The 20,176-nt window shown below is 68.4% G+C and carries 17 protein-coding genes; 5 read left to right on the top strand and 12 right to left on the bottom strand.

What is annotated here, in order from left to right:
• Positions 1–25: 25 nt before the first annotated feature.
• From VE759_RS15215 to mqo, 7 genes are read right to left on the bottom strand one after another with little or no spacing between them, the layout of a single operon-like run.
• Entirely contained in the window at positions 26–1,579 is a 1,554-nt protein-coding gene (locus VE759_RS15215; RefSeq protein WP_324933873.1) for an MFS transporter, read from the bottom strand.
• Positions 1,580–1,612: 33 nt separating this feature from the next.
• Entirely contained in the window at positions 1,613–2,821 is a 1,209-nt protein-coding gene (gene cobA, locus VE759_RS15210) for a uroporphyrinogen-III C-methyltransferase (protein WP_324933871.1), read from the bottom strand.
• The gene (locus VE759_RS15205; protein ID WP_324933869.1) at positions 2,818–4,200 is read right to left on the bottom strand and encodes a cobyrinate a,c-diamide synthase; all 1,383 of its coding nucleotides are present in this window, start codon (positions 4,198–4,200) and stop codon (positions 2,818–2,820) included. The genes cobA and VE759_RS15205 overlap by 4 nt, the downstream gene beginning before the upstream one ends.
• Positions 4,194–4,808 (bottom strand): cob(I)yrinic acid a,c-diamide adenosyltransferase, encoded by a 615-nt coding sequence (gene cobO, locus VE759_RS15200; protein WP_324933867.1) that lies wholly within the window; start codon positions 4,806–4,808, stop codon positions 4,194–4,196. Before cobO ends, VE759_RS15205 begins: the two co-directional genes overlap by 7 nt.
• A gap of 15 nt (positions 4,809–4,823) precedes the next feature.
• On the bottom strand, positions 4,824–6,659 hold the full coding sequence (locus VE759_RS15195; RefSeq protein ID WP_324933865.1) for a VWA domain-containing protein: 1,836 nt from the start codon (positions 6,657–6,659) through the stop codon (positions 4,824–4,826).
• Positions 6,656–7,126: a GNAT family N-acetyltransferase gene (locus VE759_RS15190; RefSeq protein WP_324933864.1), complete on the bottom strand. Its 471-nt coding sequence runs from the start codon at positions 7,124–7,126 to the stop codon at positions 6,656–6,658. Before VE759_RS15190 ends, VE759_RS15195 begins: the two co-directional genes overlap by 4 nt.
• Positions 7,123–8,676 (bottom strand): malate dehydrogenase (quinone), encoded by a 1,554-nt coding sequence (gene mqo / locus VE759_RS15185; RefSeq protein ID WP_324933862.1) that lies wholly within the window; start codon positions 8,674–8,676, stop codon positions 7,123–7,125. Before mqo ends, VE759_RS15190 begins: the two co-directional genes overlap by 4 nt.
• 96 nt (positions 8,677–8,772) lie before the next feature.
• Between mqo and VE759_RS15180 the strand changes: the two genes are divergently transcribed.
• The 3 genes from VE759_RS15180 to VE759_RS15170 all read left to right on the top strand — a co-directional run bounded on the left by VE759_RS15180 (position 8,773) and on the right by VE759_RS15170 (position 11,583).
• On the top strand, positions 8,773–9,840 hold the full coding sequence (locus VE759_RS15180) for an alpha/beta hydrolase (protein WP_324933860.1): 1,068 nt from the start codon (positions 8,773–8,775) through the stop codon (positions 9,838–9,840).
• Positions 9,841–9,845: 5 nt separating this feature from the next.
• Positions 9,846–11,258 (top strand): mycothione reductase, encoded by a 1,413-nt coding sequence (gene mtr / locus VE759_RS15175; RefSeq protein WP_324933858.1) that lies wholly within the window; start codon positions 9,846–9,848, stop codon positions 11,256–11,258.
• A 118-nt stretch (positions 11,259–11,376) separates the two neighbouring features.
• Positions 11,377–11,583: an excalibur calcium-binding domain-containing protein gene (locus tag VE759_RS15170; RefSeq protein ID WP_324933856.1), complete on the top strand. Its 207-nt coding sequence runs from the start codon at positions 11,377–11,379 to the stop codon at positions 11,581–11,583.
• 130 nt (positions 11,584–11,713) lie between these two features.
• Here the strand turns inward: VE759_RS15170 and VE759_RS15165 are convergent, their stop codons facing one another.
• The 5 genes from VE759_RS15165 to VE759_RS15145 are packed head-to-tail and all read right to left on the bottom strand — an operon-like array spanning position 11,714 to position 16,712.
• Positions 11,714–12,460, bottom strand: a complete 747-nt coding sequence (locus VE759_RS15165) for a FadR/GntR family transcriptional regulator (RefSeq protein ID WP_324933855.1) — start codon at positions 12,458–12,460, stop codon at positions 11,714–11,716.
• A 2-nt stretch (positions 12,461–12,462) separates the two neighbouring features.
• A complete protein-coding gene (locus tag VE759_RS15160) occupies positions 12,463–13,236 on the bottom strand; it encodes a 3-oxoacyl-ACP reductase (RefSeq protein WP_324933853.1) in 774 nt (257 codons plus the stop codon).
• 5 nt (positions 13,237–13,241) lie between these two features.
• Positions 13,242–14,606: an aldehyde dehydrogenase family protein gene (locus VE759_RS15155; RefSeq protein WP_324933851.1), complete on the bottom strand. Its 1,365-nt coding sequence runs from the start codon at positions 14,604–14,606 to the stop codon at positions 13,242–13,244.
• Entirely contained in the window at positions 14,603–15,358 is a 756-nt protein-coding gene (locus VE759_RS15150) for a gamma-glutamyl-gamma-aminobutyrate hydrolase family protein (protein ID WP_324933849.1), read from the bottom strand. Before VE759_RS15150 ends, VE759_RS15155 begins: the two co-directional genes overlap by 4 nt.
• A gap of 4 nt (positions 15,359–15,362) precedes the next feature.
• Positions 15,363–16,712, bottom strand: coding sequence for a glutamine synthetase family protein (locus tag VE759_RS15145; RefSeq protein WP_324933847.1), 1,350 nt, complete (start codon positions 16,710–16,712; stop codon positions 15,363–15,365).
• A gap of 145 nt (positions 16,713–16,857) precedes the next feature.
• Here VE759_RS15145 and VE759_RS15140 point away from each other — a divergent pair, with 145 nt between their 5' ends.
• Together VE759_RS15140 and VE759_RS15135 are read left to right on the top strand one after the other, a co-directional pair.
• A complete protein-coding gene (locus VE759_RS15140; RefSeq protein ID WP_324933845.1) occupies positions 16,858–18,441 on the top strand; it encodes an amino acid permease in 1,584 nt (527 codons plus the stop codon).
• A 54-nt stretch (positions 18,442–18,495) separates the two neighbouring features.
• On the top strand, positions 18,496–20,176 hold a 1,681-nt coding region (locus VE759_RS15135; RefSeq protein ID WP_324933843.1), incomplete at its 3' end, for an N-acetylglutaminylglutamine amidotransferase.

Raw genomic sequence — 20,176 nt, 5'->3', positions numbered from 1 at the left:
GGCGAGCGACTAATCGAGCTGGCCGCTAGAGTTCGCCGGCGTCGATGGCGTCCTTGACTTCCTGCGCGTGGCCGACCTCCTCGGCCGTGTAACCGATCAGCAGCGCGGCACCGCCCACGATCACCGCGACCGCGGCCACCCACAGCAGCCCGTAGGTGTAGCCCTGGTCCAGCGCGTGCAACTGAGCGCTGTCCATGTACTTCACCGGTCCCGTCGTTCCGCCCAGGTACAGCGTCCGCGAGGTGATCACGGCCTGGATGACGGCGAGCACCAACGGGCCGCCCAGGTTCTGCAACATCAACGCGATCGCCGACACCGGGCCGATGCGGTCCAGGCCCACGTTGGCGATCGCCGACACCGTCAGGGGGACCACGATCAAGCCGATGCCGAACCCGCCGACCACGATGGGCATCACCAGGTCGGGGAAATACGGGATGCCGCGATTGAGGGTCGACCCGTAAAGCATGGCGCCCAGCACCAGCACGCCGCCCGCGATCACCATCACCCGCGGCGAGAACACCGACACCAGGTGCGACGACACGCCCAGGCCGATGCCGAGCGCGATCACGAACGGGATGAAGCCGATGCCCGCCCGCAGCGCGCTGTAGCCCATGATGTCCTGCACGTAGAGCCCGATCAGCACGGTGAGCGTGAACATCACGCCACCGGCCAAGAAGATCGCCGCGAAGGTGGCGAGCCGGTTGCGGTCGGTGAACAGCGACAACGGCACCACCGGATTGTTGGCGGTGCGCTCGACGAAGACGAACGTCCCGAGGAACACCACGGCGGCGATGCCGGAGCCGATGGTGATCGTCGATATCCAGCCCTGCTCGGGTCCCATGGAGAACGCGAACACGGCCGCGCTGCACCCGAGGGTGGCCAGGATCGCACCGGCGGCGTCCAGCTTCATCGGCTCGCGGTGGGTTTCCCGCAACGCCGTGTAGGCGAGGTAGATGATCAGCAGGCCGATCGGAACATTCACCAGGAACGCCAGCCGCCACGACACCTCGGTCAGCGCGCCGCCGACGACGAGGCCCATCACCGAGCCGATGCCGGTCATCGCGGCGAACACCGCGGTCGCGGCGTTGCGGGCGGGGCCCTTCGAGAATGTCGTCGCGACGAGTGCAAGCGCGGTCGGTGACGCGATGGCCGCGCCGACGCCCTGCAACAGCCGCGCGATCACCAGCGTGACCTCGTCCCAGGACGCCCCGCACACGATCGAGGCGATGGTAAACAGCGCGACCCCGACGATGAACGTGCGCTTGCGGCCGATGGTGTCGCCCAGCCGGCCGCCGAGCAGCATCAGCCCGCCGAACGTCAGCACGTAGGCGGTGATCACCCAGCTGCGGCCGGCGTCGGACAGGCTGAGCTCGTCCTGGATCCTCGGCAGCGCGACGATGGCGACCGTGCTGTCCATGGTCGCCAGCAGCTGCATCCCGCCAATTGCCACGACGGCGGCAATGAAGCGCGGTGAGGGCAGCCAGGTGGACTTGCGATCCGCGGTCGGCAGGGCCGCCCGATAGGCGACGTGGTCGGCACTGTCGAGGTCTGCCCGCCCGGCGTCGTTGAGAGCCGTCATAGCGGGTTACCTTACAGTATTCTTACCTTTCCTTTAACTGCCGAACCCCGCTACGGTGCCGATCACGATGATCGCGGGAGGTCGGATGCCCTCGGCGCGGATCTGTTCGGGCGCGTCGGCGAGCGTCGCGCGGAGGCTGCGCTGCGCGACCGTGGTGCCGTGTTGCACCACGAGCACCGGTGTTTCGGCAGGTCGGCCGCCTTTGCGCAGGGCGTCGACGAAAAGCTCGATTCGTTCGACGGCCATCAGCAGCACAATCGTGCCGGTCATCGCGGCCAGCGCATTCCAGTTCACTAACGATTCGGGGTGGCCGGGCGCAACGTGGCCGCTGACCACCACAAATTCGTGCGCGACCGACCGATGAGTCACCGGAACGCCCACCGCGGCGGGCACCGCTATGGCGCTTGTCACACCCGGCACAACGGTCACCGGGATGCCGGCGTCGACGCACGCCAGCACCTCCTCATAGCCGCGGGCGAATACGAACGGGTCACCGCCCTTGAGCCGCACCACGAACTTGCCTTCCTTGGCCCGTTCGATCATCACCGTGTTGATCGCGTCCTGAGCGATGGCGCGCCCGTACGGGATCTTCGCCGCGTCGACCACCTCGACCTGCGGCGGCAATTCGGCGAGCAGTTCCGGCGGTGCCAGCCGGTCGGCGACAACGACGTCGGCGTGGGCGAGCAGCCGCCGGCCCCGGACCGTGATCAGCTCCGGATCACCGGGGCCGCCGCCGACCAGTGCGACGCCGCCGCGAATGACGTCCGGGGTGTCGACGGTGATGACGCCGCGCTGGAACGCCTCACGAATGGCGGACCGGATGGCCGCCGAACGTCTGTGCTCGCCGCCGGCCAGCACGCCCACCGCGAGTCCTTCGTACTCGAAAGTCGCTGGGGTGACGGCAGTTCCGGCCCTGGCGGCGTCGGCGCGCACGCAGAAGATGTGCCTTCGCTCGGCCTCGGCGACGATCGCTGCGTTGACGTCAGGGTCGTCGGTGGCCGCGATCGCATACCAGGCGCCGTCGAGATCACCGTCGCGATAGTCGCGGAATTCCAAGGAGATTCCGGGCTGCCGCTGGCTCAATGCCTCCACGGCCGGGGTGGCGCTGCGGGTGATGACGTGCACGTCCGCCCCGCCGGCCACGAGCAGCCCGAGCCGGCGTTGCGCGACGGTGCCACCACCGACCACGACGACCCTCTTGCCGGCCAGCCGCAGTCCGACCAGGTAGGCGTTCTCGCTCACCCGGCGAGCCTAGAACCGGCCGCGTGCGAAACGAAGCGGGCGATCGCTGCGGGGCGCGCGGCCGGGTGCGTGTGCAGATACGACGCGTGCACGTTGCGGTGTATCGCGCCGTCTTTGACCGAGGCGACCGCCCGGCCCCTATACACCCAGGCCGGCTGGTAGCTGTCGGTGAAGGTGACTGTGGTGCGGTGGAATTCGTGCCCGACGGTGCGCTCCCCCGCCGGATACAGCGGGGAATCGGCCACCGCGACGGCGTCTCGGTAGGCCACCGTGAGGTGTTCGGTGAACCGGGCGGAGCCCGACAGCACGCCGCACATCGGATGCCCGTCGAGTTCGGACACCAGATAGGTCAGTCCCGCGCATTCGGCGTGCACGGGTGCGCCGTTTCCGGCGATCACGGCGACCTGTTGGCGTGCAACGTCATTCGCGGACAACTCCGCGGTGAACTGCTCGGGGAAACCGCCCGGCAGCACCAGTGCGGCGGCGGCGTCCGGCAGCGGCTCGGTGAGCGGGTCGAACTCCGCCACGTCGGCGCCGGCCGCTCGCAGCAGTTCGGGGTGCTCGGCGTAGCCGAAGCTGAATGCCTTTCCCGCGGCCATCGCAACGGTCACGCCGCGAGCAGCGGGCCCGCCCACCGCGCCGATCGGATCCCACGGCTCGGCGACGACGCGACTGCGGGCAGCCGCAATGACGGCGGGCAGGTCGAGGTGGCGGGCCACCAAAGCGGTCATCGCGTCGACGGCCAGGCGCGCGAGCCGACCGTGTTCGACGGCGGTGATCAGGCCGAGATGCCGCGACGGCACCGAGAGTTCATCCACCCGCGGGACGGCTCCGAGCACCGCAACGCCGGCCTGCTCGCACGCCTGCCGCAGCACGCGTTCGTGCCGCGCGGAGCCGACCCGGTTCAGCACCACCCCGGCGATACGGATGGCCGGGTCGAACGTCGAAAAGCCATGAAGCAGTGCGGCGATGCTCTGGCTCTGTCCGCGCGCGTCGACGACAAGGATCACCGGCGCCCCGAGCAGCGCGGCGACGTGCGCGGTGGACGCCGGCGCCGGCGCCGGCGCGGCCGGCGCGTCATCGATCCGGCCGTCGAACAGACCCATCACTCCTTCGACCACGGCGATGTCGGCACCCACGCAGCCGCGCCGGTACAGCGGCCCGATCAGGTGCTCACCGACGAGCACGGGGTCCAGGTTGCGGCCCGGTCGATCCGCCGCCAGTGTGTGGTACCCGGGGTCGATGAAGTCCGGCCCCACCTTGAAGGGTGCGACCGGGTGACCAGCGCGCCGCAGCGCACCGATCAAACCCGTTGCGACCGTGGTCTTTCCGCTGCCGGAGGCGGGCGCGGCGATGACGACGGCCGGCGTCGTTACCACTCGATGCCCTTCTGGCCCTTGCGGCCGACGTCCATCGGGTGCTTGATCTTCGTCATCTCGGTGACCAGGTCCGCCGCGTCGACCAGACGCCGGGGCGCATCGCGACCGGTGATGACCACGTGCTGCATGCCGGGCCGGGCGGTCAACGTGGCGACCACCTCGTCGAGGTCGACCCAGCCCCAATTCAGTGGGTAGGTGAACTCGTCGAGCAGATAGAAACCGTGGCGCTGCGCGGCCAGCCGGCGCGCAATCTCGGCCCAGCCGTCGGCCGCGGCTGCGGCGTGGTCCTCGTCGGTGCCGGGCTTACGCGACCACGACCAGCCCGCGCCCATCTTGTGCCATTCGACCGCTCCGCCGACGCCCCGTTCGTCGTGCAGCCGCCCCAATTCGCGAAATGCGGCCTCCTCGCCGACCTTCCACTTTGCGCTCTTGACGAACTGGAATACCGCGATGTCGAGGCCGGAGGTCCAGGCGCGCAGTGCCATTCCGAAGGCGGCGGTCGACTTGCCCTTGCCCGCACCGGTATGCACGGCCAGCAGCGGCGCGTTGCGCCGGGATTTGGTGGTCAGCCCGTCCTCGGGAACGGTGATCGGCCGGCCTTGCGGCATAACGACTCTCCTCGCTCAGGCGGCGCTGCGCACGACACCGGTGAGGCTGTCGGCCCGCAACTGGGCCAGCCGCACGGACGGCGCGCCGAGGTAGCCGGCCAATTGCTCGGCCAAACCCAGTCGCACCCAAGATGTTTCGCAGTCGACGACGACGGCCGCCGCACCCTCGGCGACCAGGCGGGCGGCGGCAAGGCGGGCACGACCCAACGGGTCAGGGCCGCTGGTGGCGCGCCCGTCGGTGAGCACGACAACCAGGCTGCGCCGGGCGCGGTCGCGGGTCTTCTCCCGGGCAACCATGTCCCGTGCGGCCAGGAGTCCTTGCGCCAGAGGTGTTTTGCCTCCGGTGTCGAACCGCGACAGCCGTGCCGACGCGATGTGCGCCGATGACGTCGGCGGCAGCAGCACTCGGGCGTCATCGCCGCGGAAGGTGATCACCGCGACCTTGTCGCGCCGCTCATACGCGTCGCGCAGCAGCGACAACGTGGCTCCGCTGACGGCGGCCATCCGGTCGCGGGCTGCCATCGAACCGGACGCGTCGACCAGGAAGATCACCAGGTTGCCTTCGCGGCCTTCCCGCACCGCGTGTCGGATGTCGCCGGATTCGACCCGGGGAGGGCCGGGCCGTTGCACTCGGCGCGCGGCGGCCAGCACGGTGGCGAACAAGTGGGGCCCGACGCCCTCGGTTTGATCGGACGTGACGACGGCGCCGGTGCGGTTGCGTGCCCGCGACCGCCGGCCGGGTGCGCCGTCGCCGACGCCGGGCACCGTCAGCACTCGGGTACGAAACGGTGCCAGCGGCGGGGCGCTGGGACGAATGGCCGAGCCAGTCGAATCGCGTTGGGGCGGTGGGTTTTCGACGGCGGCTCCGCCACCGCCGGGCGGATCGGGTTCGGGCTGGGGGTCGTCGGGGCGGGGCTGGGGGTCGGGGTGGGCCCGGGCCAGCGCCTCGTCCAGCAGGTCTCGGTCGAGGCCGGGCTCGTCGAACGGGTCACGCCGGCGGCGGTGCGGCAGTGCCAGTTCCGCGGCAACCCGGATGTCCTCGTCGGAGACGGCGTCGGCGCCGCGCCAGGCCGCGTGAGCCACCGCGGTGTTGGCCACCACAAGGTCGGCCCGCATCCCGTCCACCTCGAAAGCCGCACAAAGCGCGGCGATCCGGCGTAGCGCGTCGTCGGATAACGTCGCCGATCCGACTGCGCGGCGGGCCGCGGAGATCCGTCGCGCCAATCGCTCGTCGGCCCGATCGTATTGGCGGGCGAACGCGTCCGGGTCGGCATCGAACGCCATCCGCTGCCGGACCACCCGCGCGCGCTCGTCGACGTCACGGGATGCCCGCACGTCAACCGTCAGCCCGAAGCGGTCAAGCAGCTGGGGCCGCAGCTCGCCCTCCTCGGGGTTCATCGTGCCGACGAGCATGAACCGGGCCTCGTGAGTGTGCGAAACGCCGTCGCGTTCGATGTGCACCCGGCCCAGCGCCGCGGCGTCGAGCAGCACGTCGACGAGGTGATCGTGGAGCAGGTTGACCTCGTCGACGTACAACACACCGCCGTGCGCCTGCGCCAATAACCCCGGCGTGAAGGCGTGCTCGCCGTCGCGCAGCACGCGTTGCAAGTCCAGCGAGCCGATCACCCGGTCCTCGGTGGCGCCGAGCGGCAACTCGACCAGCCGGCCGCCATCGACGCGGGACAGCACCGCGGCCAGGCCGCGCACAGCCGTCGACTTCGCGGTCCCCTTCTCACCGCGGATCAGCACGCCGCCGATCTGCGGCCGCACCGCGCACAGCACCAGCGCCAGCCGCAGCCGCTCATGGCCGACGATCGCCGAGAAGGGGTAGGACGGGTAGTCGGGTCTCACGGCGCCTCGTCGGTGTGGGTGCCGGGCTTGAGCATCGGCACATGCGGAACCCCGTCGTCGACGTATTCCTCACCGGCGCGGACAAAGCCGTGCCTGGTGTACATGTCCTCGAGGTAAGTCTGCGCGTCGATTCGGCAAGGGTAATCGCCGACCTCGGCCAGCACGGCCTCGAGCAGCCGGTTGGTGTGGCCGTGCCCGCGGGCAGTCCGGCGGGTGCACACCCGGCCGATACGAAACGCCTTCTCGCCGCCGGCGTGCTCTTCCATCAGCCGCAGCGTCGAGATGACTTCCCCGTCGGCGCCCTCCAGCCAGAAGTGACGGGTCTCGGCCAGCAGGTCGCGGCCATCGAGTTCGGGATACGCGCAAGCCTGCTCGACGACGAACACCTCGACGCGCAGTTTCAGCAGCTCGTAGAGCGTGCGGGTATCGAGATCCTTGGCCCAGGACCGGTGCAACGCGAACGTCATGGACTGACCGCGGCGAGCTCGTCGGGCGGCCCCGCCGCGACGGCGTGCCGTCCGGCGCGGGCCGAAGATTGCAGGCCGAGCACCCGAGTGCCCCATGCCCACACTTCCTCGAACAGCCGCGGCTCGTCGGACAACTTCCTGCCCAGCGACGGCACCATGTCCTTGAGCTTCGGCAGCCACGCCTGGTAGCGATCGGGGAAGCAGCGCTTGATCACGTTGAGCATGTCGTGGACGGCCGTCGAGGCGCCCGGTGACGCTCCGAGTAGACCGGCGATACTGCCGTCGGCGGCGCCGAGCACGGTGGTGTCGAATTTCAATACGCCCTTGCCGCCCCGCTCCGGCCCAATCACCTGCACCCGCTGCCCCGCGACCGTGGTCTGCCAAGGCGAGCTGTTCGCGCTCGGCACGAAGTCGCGAAGCGCATCGATGCGGTCGGATTGCGAGAACAGCAGCTGGGCGACCAGATACCGCACCAGACTCATCTCGCTGAGACCGATACTGAGTAACTCGGTGAGGTTGTTGGGTTTGACCGACATCGGCAGATCGGTGACATGCCCGCGCTTGAGGAACTTCGGTGACCATCCGGCGAACGGCCCGAACAGCAGCCACGACTCGCCGTTGATGATCCGCGCGTCCAGGTGCGGGGCCGACATCGGCGGCGCCCCGACCGCCGGAAAGCCGTAAACCTTGGCGCGGTGTGCGGCGGTCAGGCCGGCGTCGCGGGTGCGCAGGAACTTCCCGCTGACCGGGAAACCGCCGTATCCCTTGACCTCCGGAATGCCGGCCTTCTGCAACAGCCGCAGCGCGTAGCCACCGGCCCCGACGAACACGAACTTCGCGTTGATCTTGAATGCGGCCCCGGTGCGGTTGTTGCGCACCGCGACCGTCCACGTGCCGTCGGACTCCCGGTGCAGGCCGCGCACCTCGTGACCGAACAGCGCGTCGGTGCCGGCCTGCACGCCGTAGCCGATCAGCTGCCTGGTCAGGTTGCCGAAGTCGAGATCGGTGCCGTCCTCGGCCCAGTTCAGCGCGACCGGTTCGGAGAAGTCCCGTTTCGCGGCCATGAGCGGCAGCCTGCGGGCGAATTCGTCGGCGTCGTCGATCAATTCGGTCGACGCGAACAGCGGGTTACCCACCAGCGCCTCGCGGCGGCGTCGCAGGTAGTCGACCATGTCGGCGCCCTGCACAAAACTGACGTGCGGGATCGGGTTGAGGAATCCGCGCACGTCGGTCAGCACGCCGTTTTCGACGGCATAGGCCCAGAACTGCCGCGACACCTGGAACTGCTCGTTGACGTTTACGGCCTTGGTGATGTCGATCGAGCCGTCCGGCTGCTGCGGCGTGTAGTTCATCTCGCACAGACCCGAGTGGCCGGTGCCGGCGTTGTTCCACGGGTCGCTGCTCTCCGGGGCGGCGCCGTCCAGGCGCTCGACAAGCGTGATCGACCAGTCGGGTTCGACGAGCCTGAGCAACGCGGAAAGCGTCGCGCTCATGATGCCGGCCCCGATCAGCAACGCGTCGGTCCTGGCTATTGCCTTCGGGTCGGCCACGTGCCCCAGGTTATCCCCGGCGCACCGGCCTCGGGCCGCCGACCGGTACCCGCTGGTGGCCATCCCGGCGGTGGGGGCGCGATTAAGGTTGGGCGGGTGAGCCCGACCTGGGAGCCCGATGTGCTCGCCGGCTACTGGCGGCAGACGCTGTCGCTGGGCCCGGATCCCGACGGCGAGGGCGAGATATTCGCGACATTGGTGCGCCGGGGCGATCGGATCGCCGCCCGGCATGCCGTGCTGGTGGTGCACGGCTTCACGGACTATTTCTTTCACACCGAGCTGGCCGATCACTTCGCCGGTCGCGGTTTCGCGTTCTATGCCCTGGACATGCACAAGTGCGGGCGGTCGTGGCGCGAGGGCCAAACACCGCACTTCACCACGAACCTGCGTCGCTACGACGCGGAGTTGGACTGGGCGCTGGAGGTCATCGCGGAAGAGACCGGCGAGCGCAGCGATCCGGGGACGAACCCAGACGGGCAGGAGCGCAGCGATCCGGGGACGAATCCAGGCGGGCCGGCGACGCTGGTCTACGGCCATTCGGCGGGCGGACTGATTGTGGCGCTGTGGCTGAACCGCCGCAGGGCCCGCGGGGCCGGCGGGGTGAGCGGACTCGTGCTCAACAGTCCGTGGTTGGACCTGCAGGGACCGGCCATCCTGCGCAGCGCCGGCACCGCGGCGATCCTGGCGCTGGCGCAGCTGCCCGGCAAGCGAGTGATCCCGCTGCCGCATGAGGTGGCATACGGCGAGAGCCTGCACCGCGATTACGGCGGCGAGTTCGACTACAACCTGCAGTGGAAGCCCATCGGCGGCTTCCCGGTGACGTTCGGGTGGATCAACGCGATTCGCCGCGGCCACGCCAAGCTGCACCGCGGGCTGGATGTCGGCGTGCCGAACCTGATCCTGCGATCCGATCACAGCATCCCGGGTGGCAGCGACCCGCAGACCGCCCAGCGCGGCGACGCGGTGCTGGACGTCAGGCAGATCGCACGGTGGGCCGGGTGCGTGGGCAACCGGACCACCATCGTGCCGGTCGCCGACGCCAAACACGACGTGTTCCTGTCGGTGACCGAACCCCGCCGCCAGGCCTACCGCGAGCTGGACGCCTGGCTCGATTGGTACACAACGTTTCTGGAATCGCACGCCCCGGCCCGGACATCATCATGACGATCATGACGCACTTCGATTTGGCCATCATCGGAACCGGTTCGGGCAACACCATTCTCGACGAACGCTACACCGACAAGAAGGTCGCGGTCGTTGAGCAAGGCACGTTCGGCGGCACGTGCCTCAACGTCGGCTGCATACCGACCAAGATGTTCGTCTACGCCGCCGAGGTGGCCCAGGCGGCCAGGGACAGCGCGCGTTACGGTGTCGACGCGCACGTCGACGGCGTGCGATGGTCCGACATCGTCTCGCGGGTCTTCGGCCGCATCGATCCGATCGCCGCCGGCGGAGAGAATTACCGCCGGTCGTCGCCCAACGTGACGGTGTTCGACAGGCATACCCGGTTTCGCCCGGTCCGCTCCGACGGCCCGTACAGTCTGCGCACCGAGGCGGGCGAGGAGTTCAGCGCCGACCAAGTCGTGATCGCCGCGGGTTCACGGCCGGTGGTGCCAGCGGCGATCGCGGAATGCGGGGTCACGTATCACACCAGCGACACGATCATGCGGATCGCCGAGCTGCCCGAGCACATCGTGATCGTCGGCGGCGGCTATGTGGCAGCGGAATTCGCCGACATCTTCTCCGCGCTGGGCAGCCGGGTCACGCTTGTGATCCGCAGCGGCGCGCTGCTGCGCAACCTCGACGACGAAATCTCGATGCGGTTCACCGACATCGCCGGCAAGAAGTGGGAGATACGCAGTCACCGCGAGGTGGTCGACGCGACCCAGCACGGTGACGGGGTCGCACTGACCCTCGACGACGGGTCGACGCTGCGCGCCGACACGGTGCTGGTGGCGACGGGCCGGGTGCCGAACGGGGACCTGCTCGACGCCGAACATGCGGGCGTCAAGGTTATCAACGGCCGGGTGATCGTCGACGAGTACCAGCGCACGACCGCGCGCGGAATCTTCGCGCTCGGCGACGTGTCGTCGGACTATCAACTCAAACACGTGGCGAACCATGAGGCTCGCGTGGTGCGCCACAATCTGCTGCAGGACTGGGACGACACCGAGAACATGTGGCCCTCCGACCACCGCTACGTCCCGTCGGCGGTGTTCACCGATCCACAGATAGCCAGTGTGGGGCTGACCGAAAACCAGGCCCGGGCAAAGGGTTACGACACCAAGGTGAAAGTGCAGGACTATGCCGACGTGGCATACGGCTGGGCGATGGAGGATGCCACCGGCATCGCGAAGATCATCGTCGACGATTCCACCGGGCTGATCCTCGGTGCGCACATCATGGGCCACCAGGCGTCGTCGCTCATCCAGCCGCTGATCCAAGCGATGAGCTTCGGATTGTCCGCGCAGGACATGGCGCGCGGGCAGTACTGGATCCACCCGGCACTGCCCGAGGTGGTGGAGAACGCGCTGCTGGCACTCTGCGGCGAGCCGGCGTGGCCGCCGTCGCGCCGCCACTGAGGACCGCTTTTCGCCGCGCCGAGTTGGCGATTTTGTGATCGCGGCCGGTTGCGTTAATCTGTTTGCCAGATTACGGGGGCGTTAATAATTTCACACACCATCAATGGGGAGGAACGGGATGATTCGCGTTCTGCTTGTCTCGGCGGCCGCCGCGGGAACGATTGCTGGAGCGGCGATTGGCGCGGCCGGCGCGGCGAGCGCCGACCCGCCATATGCCAACTGCAAGGCCGCCGCGGCCGACGGCCGGTACAACATTGGATCCAATGATCCGGCATATCGCCCGCAGCTGGATCGGGACCACGACGGCATCGCCTGCGAACGCTAGCCGCAACGAGGGGTGGGCATACGCAGGATCGCCCAAAGTCGCCGATTTTGCGGCGATTCTGCGTATGCCGCCGGACCGGCAACCGATGTGCGGCCGCGATCCGGCATCGCGGCCGGATGGCCAACCGCGGCTAATCCAGGAAGCCGTGTAGCAGCGCCGCCGAGCCGGCGATGTGGGCCCGCATCGCCGCCGCAGCGCCGTCGGCGTCACCGGCCAGCATCGCGATCACGATCGCCTGATGCTGTTCGTCGGAATGCGCAATGTTGCGCGCCAGCAACGGGATGCGGTCGAGCAACCGGTTGACCCGCATCCTGTTCTCCGCCACCAGCGGCACCAGCGATGGCGAGCCGACCGCCTCGGCGATCGCCAGGTGGAACCGCGAGTCGAGCCTGCGGTAGTCGGCCGGATCGGCGTCGCGAACGTCGGTCATCCGCGTCCACAACACCTCGCGTTCGGCGGCCGTCAGCGTGCGGGTCGCCGCCATCCGGGCGGCGCCGACCTCGAGGATTTCCCGCAGCCGCAGCGCGTCGTCGATCTCGGTTCGGGTGAAGCCGTCCGATTCGGCTGCCGGGGTGGGCAGTTCGTCGGCGAGGAACGTGCCGCCGTAGCGGCCGCGACGCGATACCAGATAGCCGGCGTCGGCCAGCGACTTGATCGCCTCCCGCACCGTGTCGCGGCTGACACCAAGCCGGGCGGCCAGTTCGCGTTCGGGCGGCAGCGCGGTCCCCGGCGCGACGACGCCGAGCCGGATGGTTTGCAGCAGTCGGCCGACGGTGTCCTCGAAGGCATTGCCCGGCCGGACGGGCCGCAGCAGCGAATCACCGGCCAGCCCGACTGGCCGGTCGCTTCGCTGCTGCCCAGACACCTGCGGTTGCATGGCTACAACGGGGTGACGTAGTGCGCGCTGATGCCGCCGTCGACGAGGAACGTCGACGCGGTGATGAAGGACGCGTCGTCGCTGGCCAGGAACGCCACCGCGGCGGCGAGTTCGTCCGGCTGGGCGAACCGGCCCATCGGCACGTGCACCAGCCGCCGCGCGGCGCGGTCGGGATCCTTGGCGAACAGCTCCTGCAGCATCGGCGTGTTCACCGGTCCCGGGCACAGTGCATTGACCCGAATGCCGCTGCGCGCGTACTGAACGCCGAGTTCGCGCGACATCGCGAGCACGCCGCCCTTGGACGCGGTGTAGGAAATCTGCGACGTCGCCGAACCCATCACCGCGACGAAGGACGCGGTGTTGATGATCGAGCCCTTCTGCGCCGGCACCATGTGCCGCAGGGCGGCGCGACATGACAAGTACACAGACTTCAGGTTGACGTCTTGCACTTTCTGCCACGCCGGAAGCTCGGTCGTCTCGATGAGATCGTCGTCCGGCGGCGAGATGCCCGCGTTGTTGAACGCGACATCCACGGATCCATAGGTCTTCGCCGCCGTGTCGAACAGGTTGTTCACTGCGGCCTCGTCCGAAACGTCGACGGGCACAAAGAGCCCGTCGAGTTCGTCGGCGGCGGCCTTGCCCGCGGTCGGGTCGACGTCGCCTACCACGATCGTCGCTCCCTCGGCATGCATCCGCCGTCCGGCGGCCAGCCCGATGCCGCTGGCGCCCCCGGTGACCACCGCGATTCGGCCGGCCAGTCGTTGAGTGAGATCCACGGCCACTACCCTTCTGCGATCGCGATGAAGACGTTCTTGGTCTCGGTGAACGACAGCGGCGCGTCGGGTCCGAGTTCGCGGCCGAGGCCGGATTGCTTGAAGCCGCCGAACGGCGTGTTGTAACGCACCGAGGAGTGCGAGTTCACCGACAGATTCCCGGTTTCCACGGCGCGCGACACCCGCAGCGCCCGGGACAGGTTGTCGGTCCAGATCGACCCGGACAATCCATAGGCGGTGTCGTTGGCCAGCGCGATCGCGTCGGCCTCGTCGTGAAACGGCAGCACGGTGACGACCGGCCCGAAAATCTCCTCGCGCACAGTGCGATCGCCGCGCGACGGCGTCAGCACCGTCGGCGGAAACCAGAACCCCGGCCCCGACGGTGCCGAACCGCGGAAGGCCACCGGAGCGTCATCGGGCACGTAGGCGGCCACCGCGTGCCAGTGCGTCCGCGACACCAACGGTCCCATCTCGGTGTCGCGCGAGCCAGGGTCGCCGACGACGACACCTTTGACGGCCGGTTCCAGCAACTCCATGAACCGGTCATAGACGCTGCGCTGCACCAGGATCCGGCTACGAGCGCAGCAGTCCTGACCGGCGTTGTCGAACACGCCGTACGGGGCGGTGGCCGCCGCCTTCTGCAGATCGCAATCGGCGAAGACGATGTTCGCGCTCTTGCCGCCGAGTTCGAGCGTGACCCGTTTGACCTGGGCGGCCGCACCCGCCATCACCTTCATGCCGACCTCGGTCGACCCGGTGAACACGATCTTGCGCACGCCGGGATGGGTGACGAAGCGCTCCCCCACCACCGATCCCTTGCCCGGCAGCACTTGCAGCAGGTCGGCCGGCAGCCCGGCCTCAGCCGCCAACTCCCCCAGCCGAATCGTGGTCAGTGGCGTCCACTCGGCCGGTTTGACCAGCACCGCGTTGCCCGCCGCGAGGGCGGGCGCGAAACCCCAGGACGCGATCGTCATCGGGAAGTTCCACGGCGTGATCACACCGACCACGCCGATCGGTTCGTTGAACGTCACGTCAAGGCCGCCGGCAACAGGAATCTGCTTGCCGGACAGACGTTCCGGGGTGGCCGCGTAGAACTGCAGCACGTCGCGGACGTGGCCGGCCTCCCACTCGGCGTTGCTGATCGGGTGCCCCGAGTTGGCCACCTCCAGTGCCGCCAGCTCGTCGACATGGGCGTCCACCGCCGCGGCGAACCCCCGCAGGCCGACCGCCCGCTCGGCCGGCGCCAGCGCCGCCCACGCGCGCTGCGCGATTCGGGCCCGGGCCACCGCGTCGTCGACGCCGGCTTCGTCAACCTGCTCGACGGTCCGCAGCACCGCCCCGGTGGCGGGGTTGGTCAGCGTCGAGGTGCTCATTGGCGCACCGTCGCATGCGCGGCAGCGGCTTCGACCACCGCCGCGAACAGCCGCAGATCGTCCAGCCGCTCCTCGGGATGCCACTGCACCGCCAGCACGAAGTGGTCGCCCGGCAGTTCGATCGCCTCGATCACGCCGTCGTCGTCGCGCGCGCAGGCGACAAGACCGTCGCCGAGTTCGGCGATCGCCTGGTGGTGGTAGCACTGCGCGTCGGAGGACTCGCCGAGCACCGCGGCCAGTCGGGTGCCCGGCGCGGTGCGTACCGACGACGTGGAAAACACCGCGTTACCCGGCTGGTGCCGGTTGTGCCCGACGACGTCGGGCAGGTGCTGGTGCAGCGTGCCACCGAGCGCGACATTGAGCACCTGGGCACCGCGGCAGATGCCGAGCACCGGCAGCCCGCGCCGCAGTGCTCCGGCCAGCAGCGCGAACTCCCACGCGTCGCGGTCGCGCCGTGGCTCGTCGGTCTCGAGGTGCGGCGCTTGGCCGTAGCGCGCCGGGTCGATGTCCTTACCGCCGGTGATCACCAGGCCGTCGAGCCCGTCCAGTACCCGCGCGGCGATCTCGTCGTCGACCGGCTGGGGCGGCAGCAGCACCGCGATGCCGCCCGCCCGGGTCACGCCATCGAAGTAGATATGCGGAAGATAACTGGCACGAACGTCCCATATCCCGGTCTGCGCCTGCTCCAGGTAGGTGGTCATGCCAAGAACCGGCCGGATTTCCGGCGGGCGAGCGCGGGGCGCCCGGGGCATTGATTCAGAGTCGCTCAAAGCCTCTCACCCTCTCCCAGTCGGTGACCGCGGCGTTGAACGCGGTCAATTCAACGCGAGCGTTGTTGAGGTAGTGCGCGACCACGTCGTCGCCGAACGCCGCCCTCGCCACGTCGGACTTCTCGAACAGCCCGGCCGCCTCCCCCAGCGTCGTCGGAAGCCGCTGGGCGTCGCTGGCATATGCGTTGCCTGCCAAAGCCTCCGGCAGCTCAAGTTCGTGCTCGATGCCGTGCAGGCCGCCGGCGATCAGGGCCGCGACGGCAAGGTACTGGTTGACGTCGCCCCCAGGCGCTCGCAACTCCATCCGCATGCCGAGGCCGTGCCCGACCACCCGCACCGCGCAGGTCCTGTTGTCCAACCCCCAGGCCACCGAGGTCGGCGCGAAACTGCCCTCGACAAAACGCTTGTAGGAGTTGATATTCGGCGCATAGAAAAGGGTCAGCTCGCGCAGCGTCGCCAATTGGCCGGCGATGAAGTTGCCGAACAGCGCCGACATGCCGTGCGGGCCGTCGCCGTCGGCGAACACCGCGCTGCCGTCCTGGCCCCGCAGCGAGATGTGGATGTGGCAGCTATTACCTTCACGCTCATCGAATTTCGCCATGAACGTGATGCTCTTGCCGTGCTGGTCGGCGATCTCCTTGGCGCCGTTCTTGTAGATCGAGTGGTTGTCACAGCTAACCAGCGCGTGGTCGTAGCGGAACGCGATCTCCTGCTGGCCCAAGTTGCACTCGCCCTTGACGCCCTCGCAATACATGCCCGCACCGATCATCCCCAGCCGGATGTCGCGCAGCAGCGGCTCCAGCCGGGTGGAGGCCAGCATCGCGTAGTCGACGTTGTAGTCGGTGGCCGGGGTCAGGCCGCGGTAGCCCAACGACCATGCCTCGCGGTAGGTGTTGTCGAACACCATGAACTCGAGCTCGGTGCCGGCGTAGGGCACCAGCGCGTGCCGAGCCAGCCGGTCCACCTGGGCCTTGAGGATGCTCCGCGGCGCCGCGACGACCGGATTGCCGTCGTGCCAATTCAGGTCCGCCAGCACCAGCGCGGTTCCGGGCAACCACGGGATGCGCCGCAGCGTCGAGAAGTCGGGAGTCATGACCATGTCGCCGTATCCGGTGTCCCAACTCGACATCGCGTATCCATCGACGGTGTTCATGTCGACATCGACGGCCAGCAGGTAGTTGCAACATTCGGCGCCGTGGGCCGCCACGTCGTCGAGGAAAAGCCGCGCCGACACCCGCTTGCCGGTCAGCCTGCCCTGCATGTCGGTGAACGCGACAATGACCGTGTCGATCTCCCCGCGGGCGATCAGCTCCTCGAGTTCGGTCAGCGTGAGCATGACGAAAAGTCAACCATTGGATTCGCTCTCGCACCCCGTCCCGGCGCAATTTAACTTGCCTGTCACCGCCAAAGGTAGGACATCAGACCTTTGACGGCCTAATGTGCCCTTCCAGGGAGGGTTGCGCCGGGTAAGGAGACACGCAGTGCCTGAAGGCCAGGAATCATTGAACGAGGACGAACGACTACTCGCCAGGCTTGGCTACGCCCAGGAGCTCAGGAGAAGCTGGTCGGGGTTCAGCAACTTCGCCATCTCGTTTTCCATCATCTCCATCCTGGCCGGCTGCTTCACGTCGTTCGGTCTTGGCTGGAACAACGGCGGTCCCGCGGCGATCGCGTGGGGCTGGCCGATCATCGCGATCTTCATCCTGATAATTGGCTTGTGCCTGGCCGAACTGGTGTCGGCCTATCCGACTTCCGGTGGAATCTATTGGTGGGCAAGCAAACTCGGCGGCGCGAAGGCCGGCTACTACACCGGGTGGCTGAACCTGATCGGACTCATAGCGATCCTGGCGTCGGTGGCCTACGGCTGCGCGACGTTCCTGGATCTCACCCTCGGCACATTCAGCGCGTCGTGGCTCAACGGCTACAGCCTGACCAGGACGTTTATCCTGTTCCTGATCATCCTGGCCGTCTCGGCGACCATCAACATCTTCTCCAGCCACCTGCTCGCGATCATCAACAACATCTCGGTGTGGTGGCATGTCGCCGGCGCCGCCGCGGTGATCCTGATCCTGTTGCTGGTGCCCCGACATCACGCCAGCTTCTCCGACGTGTTCGCCAAAACCATCAACAACAGCGGCATCTTCGGCGGCGCCACCTCGGGCTGGGGCTGGCTGCTGTTCGTGCTGCCGATCTCGGTGATCCTCACCCAGTACACCATCACCGGTTACGACGCGTCGGCGCACCTGTCGGAGGAGACCAACAGCGCGGCCAACGCGGCGGCCAGGGGAATCTGGCAGTCCATCTTCTATTCCGGCATTGGTGGCTGGATCCTTTTGCTGTCGTTCCTGTTCGCCGTTCAGAATTCCGACGAGGTGTCCAAGGGCGGCGGCGCCGTCGCGGTCATCTTCAAGCAGGCGATGAGCTCCAATTGGGTCGCCATCGTGTTGCTGATCTCGACGGCCGGACAGTTTTTCTGCACGGTGGCGTGCGCGACCAGCGCATCTCGAATGCTGTTCGCGTTCAGCCGGGACCGAGCCGTGCCGGGCCACAAGTACTGGTCCAGCCTCAGCTCCAAGCGGGTGCCGGCGCACGGTGTGCTCATCACCGCGGCGATCGCGGCGCTGATCACGCTGCCTGCGCTGGTCGCGGTGGATGTCAACGGCGCGCCGGTTCCGGTGGCCTTCTTTGCGGTGGTGTCCATCGGCGTGGTCGGCCTTTACCTATGCTTCGCGGTCCCGATCTACTACCGCTGGAAGGCCGGCGACTCGTTCGAGATGGGCAGCTGGAACCTGCGCGGCCACCATCGGTGGATGGCGCCCATCGCGCTGGTGGAAATCGTCATCACCTCGATCATCGCCATGTTGCCGACGTCGCTGGGTGGCATGCCGTGGGATCCGAGCTTCGAGTGGAAATTCGTCAACTACACGCCGCTGTTGGTGGGCGGGGTGTTGCTGCTGCTGTGGATCTATTGGCACGCGTCGGTGAAGAAGTGGTTCACCGGCCCGATCAAGCAGATCGACGCCAGCGAGGCCGAACCGGGACTACCCGAACCGGAACCCGCGTAGCGCCACGGCGCGGTCCGTCTCGCGCCAGACGGGCACCCGAGTAGGGTCGAATCGGTGTGTGGAGCGACCGGCGAGGTCCGTCTCGACGGCCGGACGCCTGACGTCGCGGCGGTAGCGGCGATCGCCGAGGCGATGACGCCCCGCGGCCCCGATGCGTCGGGTGTGTGGTCGCAGGGCCGGGTCGCGCTGGGCCACCGTCGCCTGCGGATCATCGACCTGTCGGAGGCCGCCGCCCAGCCGATGGTCGACGCCGAGCTCGGCCTGACTGTCTGCTGGAACGGCTGCATCTACAACTACGAAGATCTGCGCCGCGAGCTGATCGCGCACGGGTACCGCTTCTTCTCGCACAGCGACACCGAGGTGCTGCTCAAGGCATATCACCGCTGGGGCGACCGCTTCGTCGAACGCCTGTACGGCATGTTCGCCTTCGCCATCGTCGAGCGCGACAGCGGCCGGGTTCTGCTCGGTCGCGACCGGCTGGGCATCAAGCCGCTTTACCTCACCGAGGACGCGCGCCGGATCCGGTTCGCCTCGTCGCTGCCGGCCCTGCTCGCCGGCGGCGGCGTCGACACCCGGATCGACCCGGTGGCGCTGCACCACTACCTCACGTTCCATTCGGTGGTTCCGCCGCCGCGGACGATCCTTCGCGGCGTGACGAAGGTTCCGCCGGCGTCGCTCGTCGCGATCGAACCCGACGGCCGGCGCGGCGAGCAGGTAACCACCACCCGATACTGGACACCCGAGTTCACCCGGCGCGACGACCGCTCGGACTGGTCCGAACGGGAGTGGGAGGACGCCGTTCTCGCGACGCTGCGCGTGGCGGTCGAGCGCCGGCTGGTCGCCGATGTGCCGGTCGGCTGCCTGCTGTCGGGCGGGCTGGACTCCAGCCTCATCGTCGGCTTGCTGGCGGAGGCCGGCCAATCGGGTCTGTCGACATTCTCCATCGGCTTTGAGTCGGTCGGTGGCGTCAGTGGCGACGAGTTCCGGTACTCCGACGTCGTGGCGAAGCACTTCGGCACCGATCATCATCAGATCCGCGTCGACACCGACCGGATGCTGCCCGCCCTCGGCGGCGCGATCGGCGCGATGAGCGAGCCGATGGTCAGCCACGACTGCGTCGCGTTCTATCTGCTCAGCCAGGAGGTGGCCAAGCACGTCAAGGTCGTGCAATCCGGTCAGGGTGCCGACGAGGTCTTCGCGGGCTATCACTGGTATCCGCCGATGGGCGAAACCGCCGCGCCCGTCGAAGAATCGGTGCGCAGTTACCGCAAGGCGTTCTTCGACCGCGACCCCGCCGGCTACCAGGGAATCGTCGCGCCGGGCTACCTCGTCGACGGCGATCCGAGCGGCGACTTCGTCACCGCGCACTTCGCGCACAACGGCGCCGCGACAGGTGTCGACCGCGCGCTGCGGCTCGACACCACCGTGATGCTGGTCGATGACCCGGTCAAGCGCGTCGACAACATGACCATGGCGTGGGGGCTGGAAGGCCGGGTGCCGTTCCTGGACCACGAACTGGTCGAGCTGGCCGCCACCTGCCCGCCGGAGCTGAAGACCGCACACGACGGCAAGGGCGTGCTGAAGCAGGCTGCGCGCAAGGTGATTCCCGCCGACGTCATCGACCGCCCGAAGGGCTACTTTCCGGTGCCCGCGCTGACCCACCTGGAAGGTCCGTACCTGGATCTGGTCCGTGATGCGTTGTACGCCCCCGCCGCCAAGGAGCGTGGCCTGTTCC

Source organism: Mycobacterium sp., from assembly GCF_035640695.1.
Lineage (GTDB): Bacteria > Actinomycetota > Actinomycetes > Mycobacteriales > Mycobacteriaceae > Mycobacterium.
Note: the sequence above shows the minus strand (reverse complement) of the source record. Positions and strands in the feature narration are given on the sequence as shown.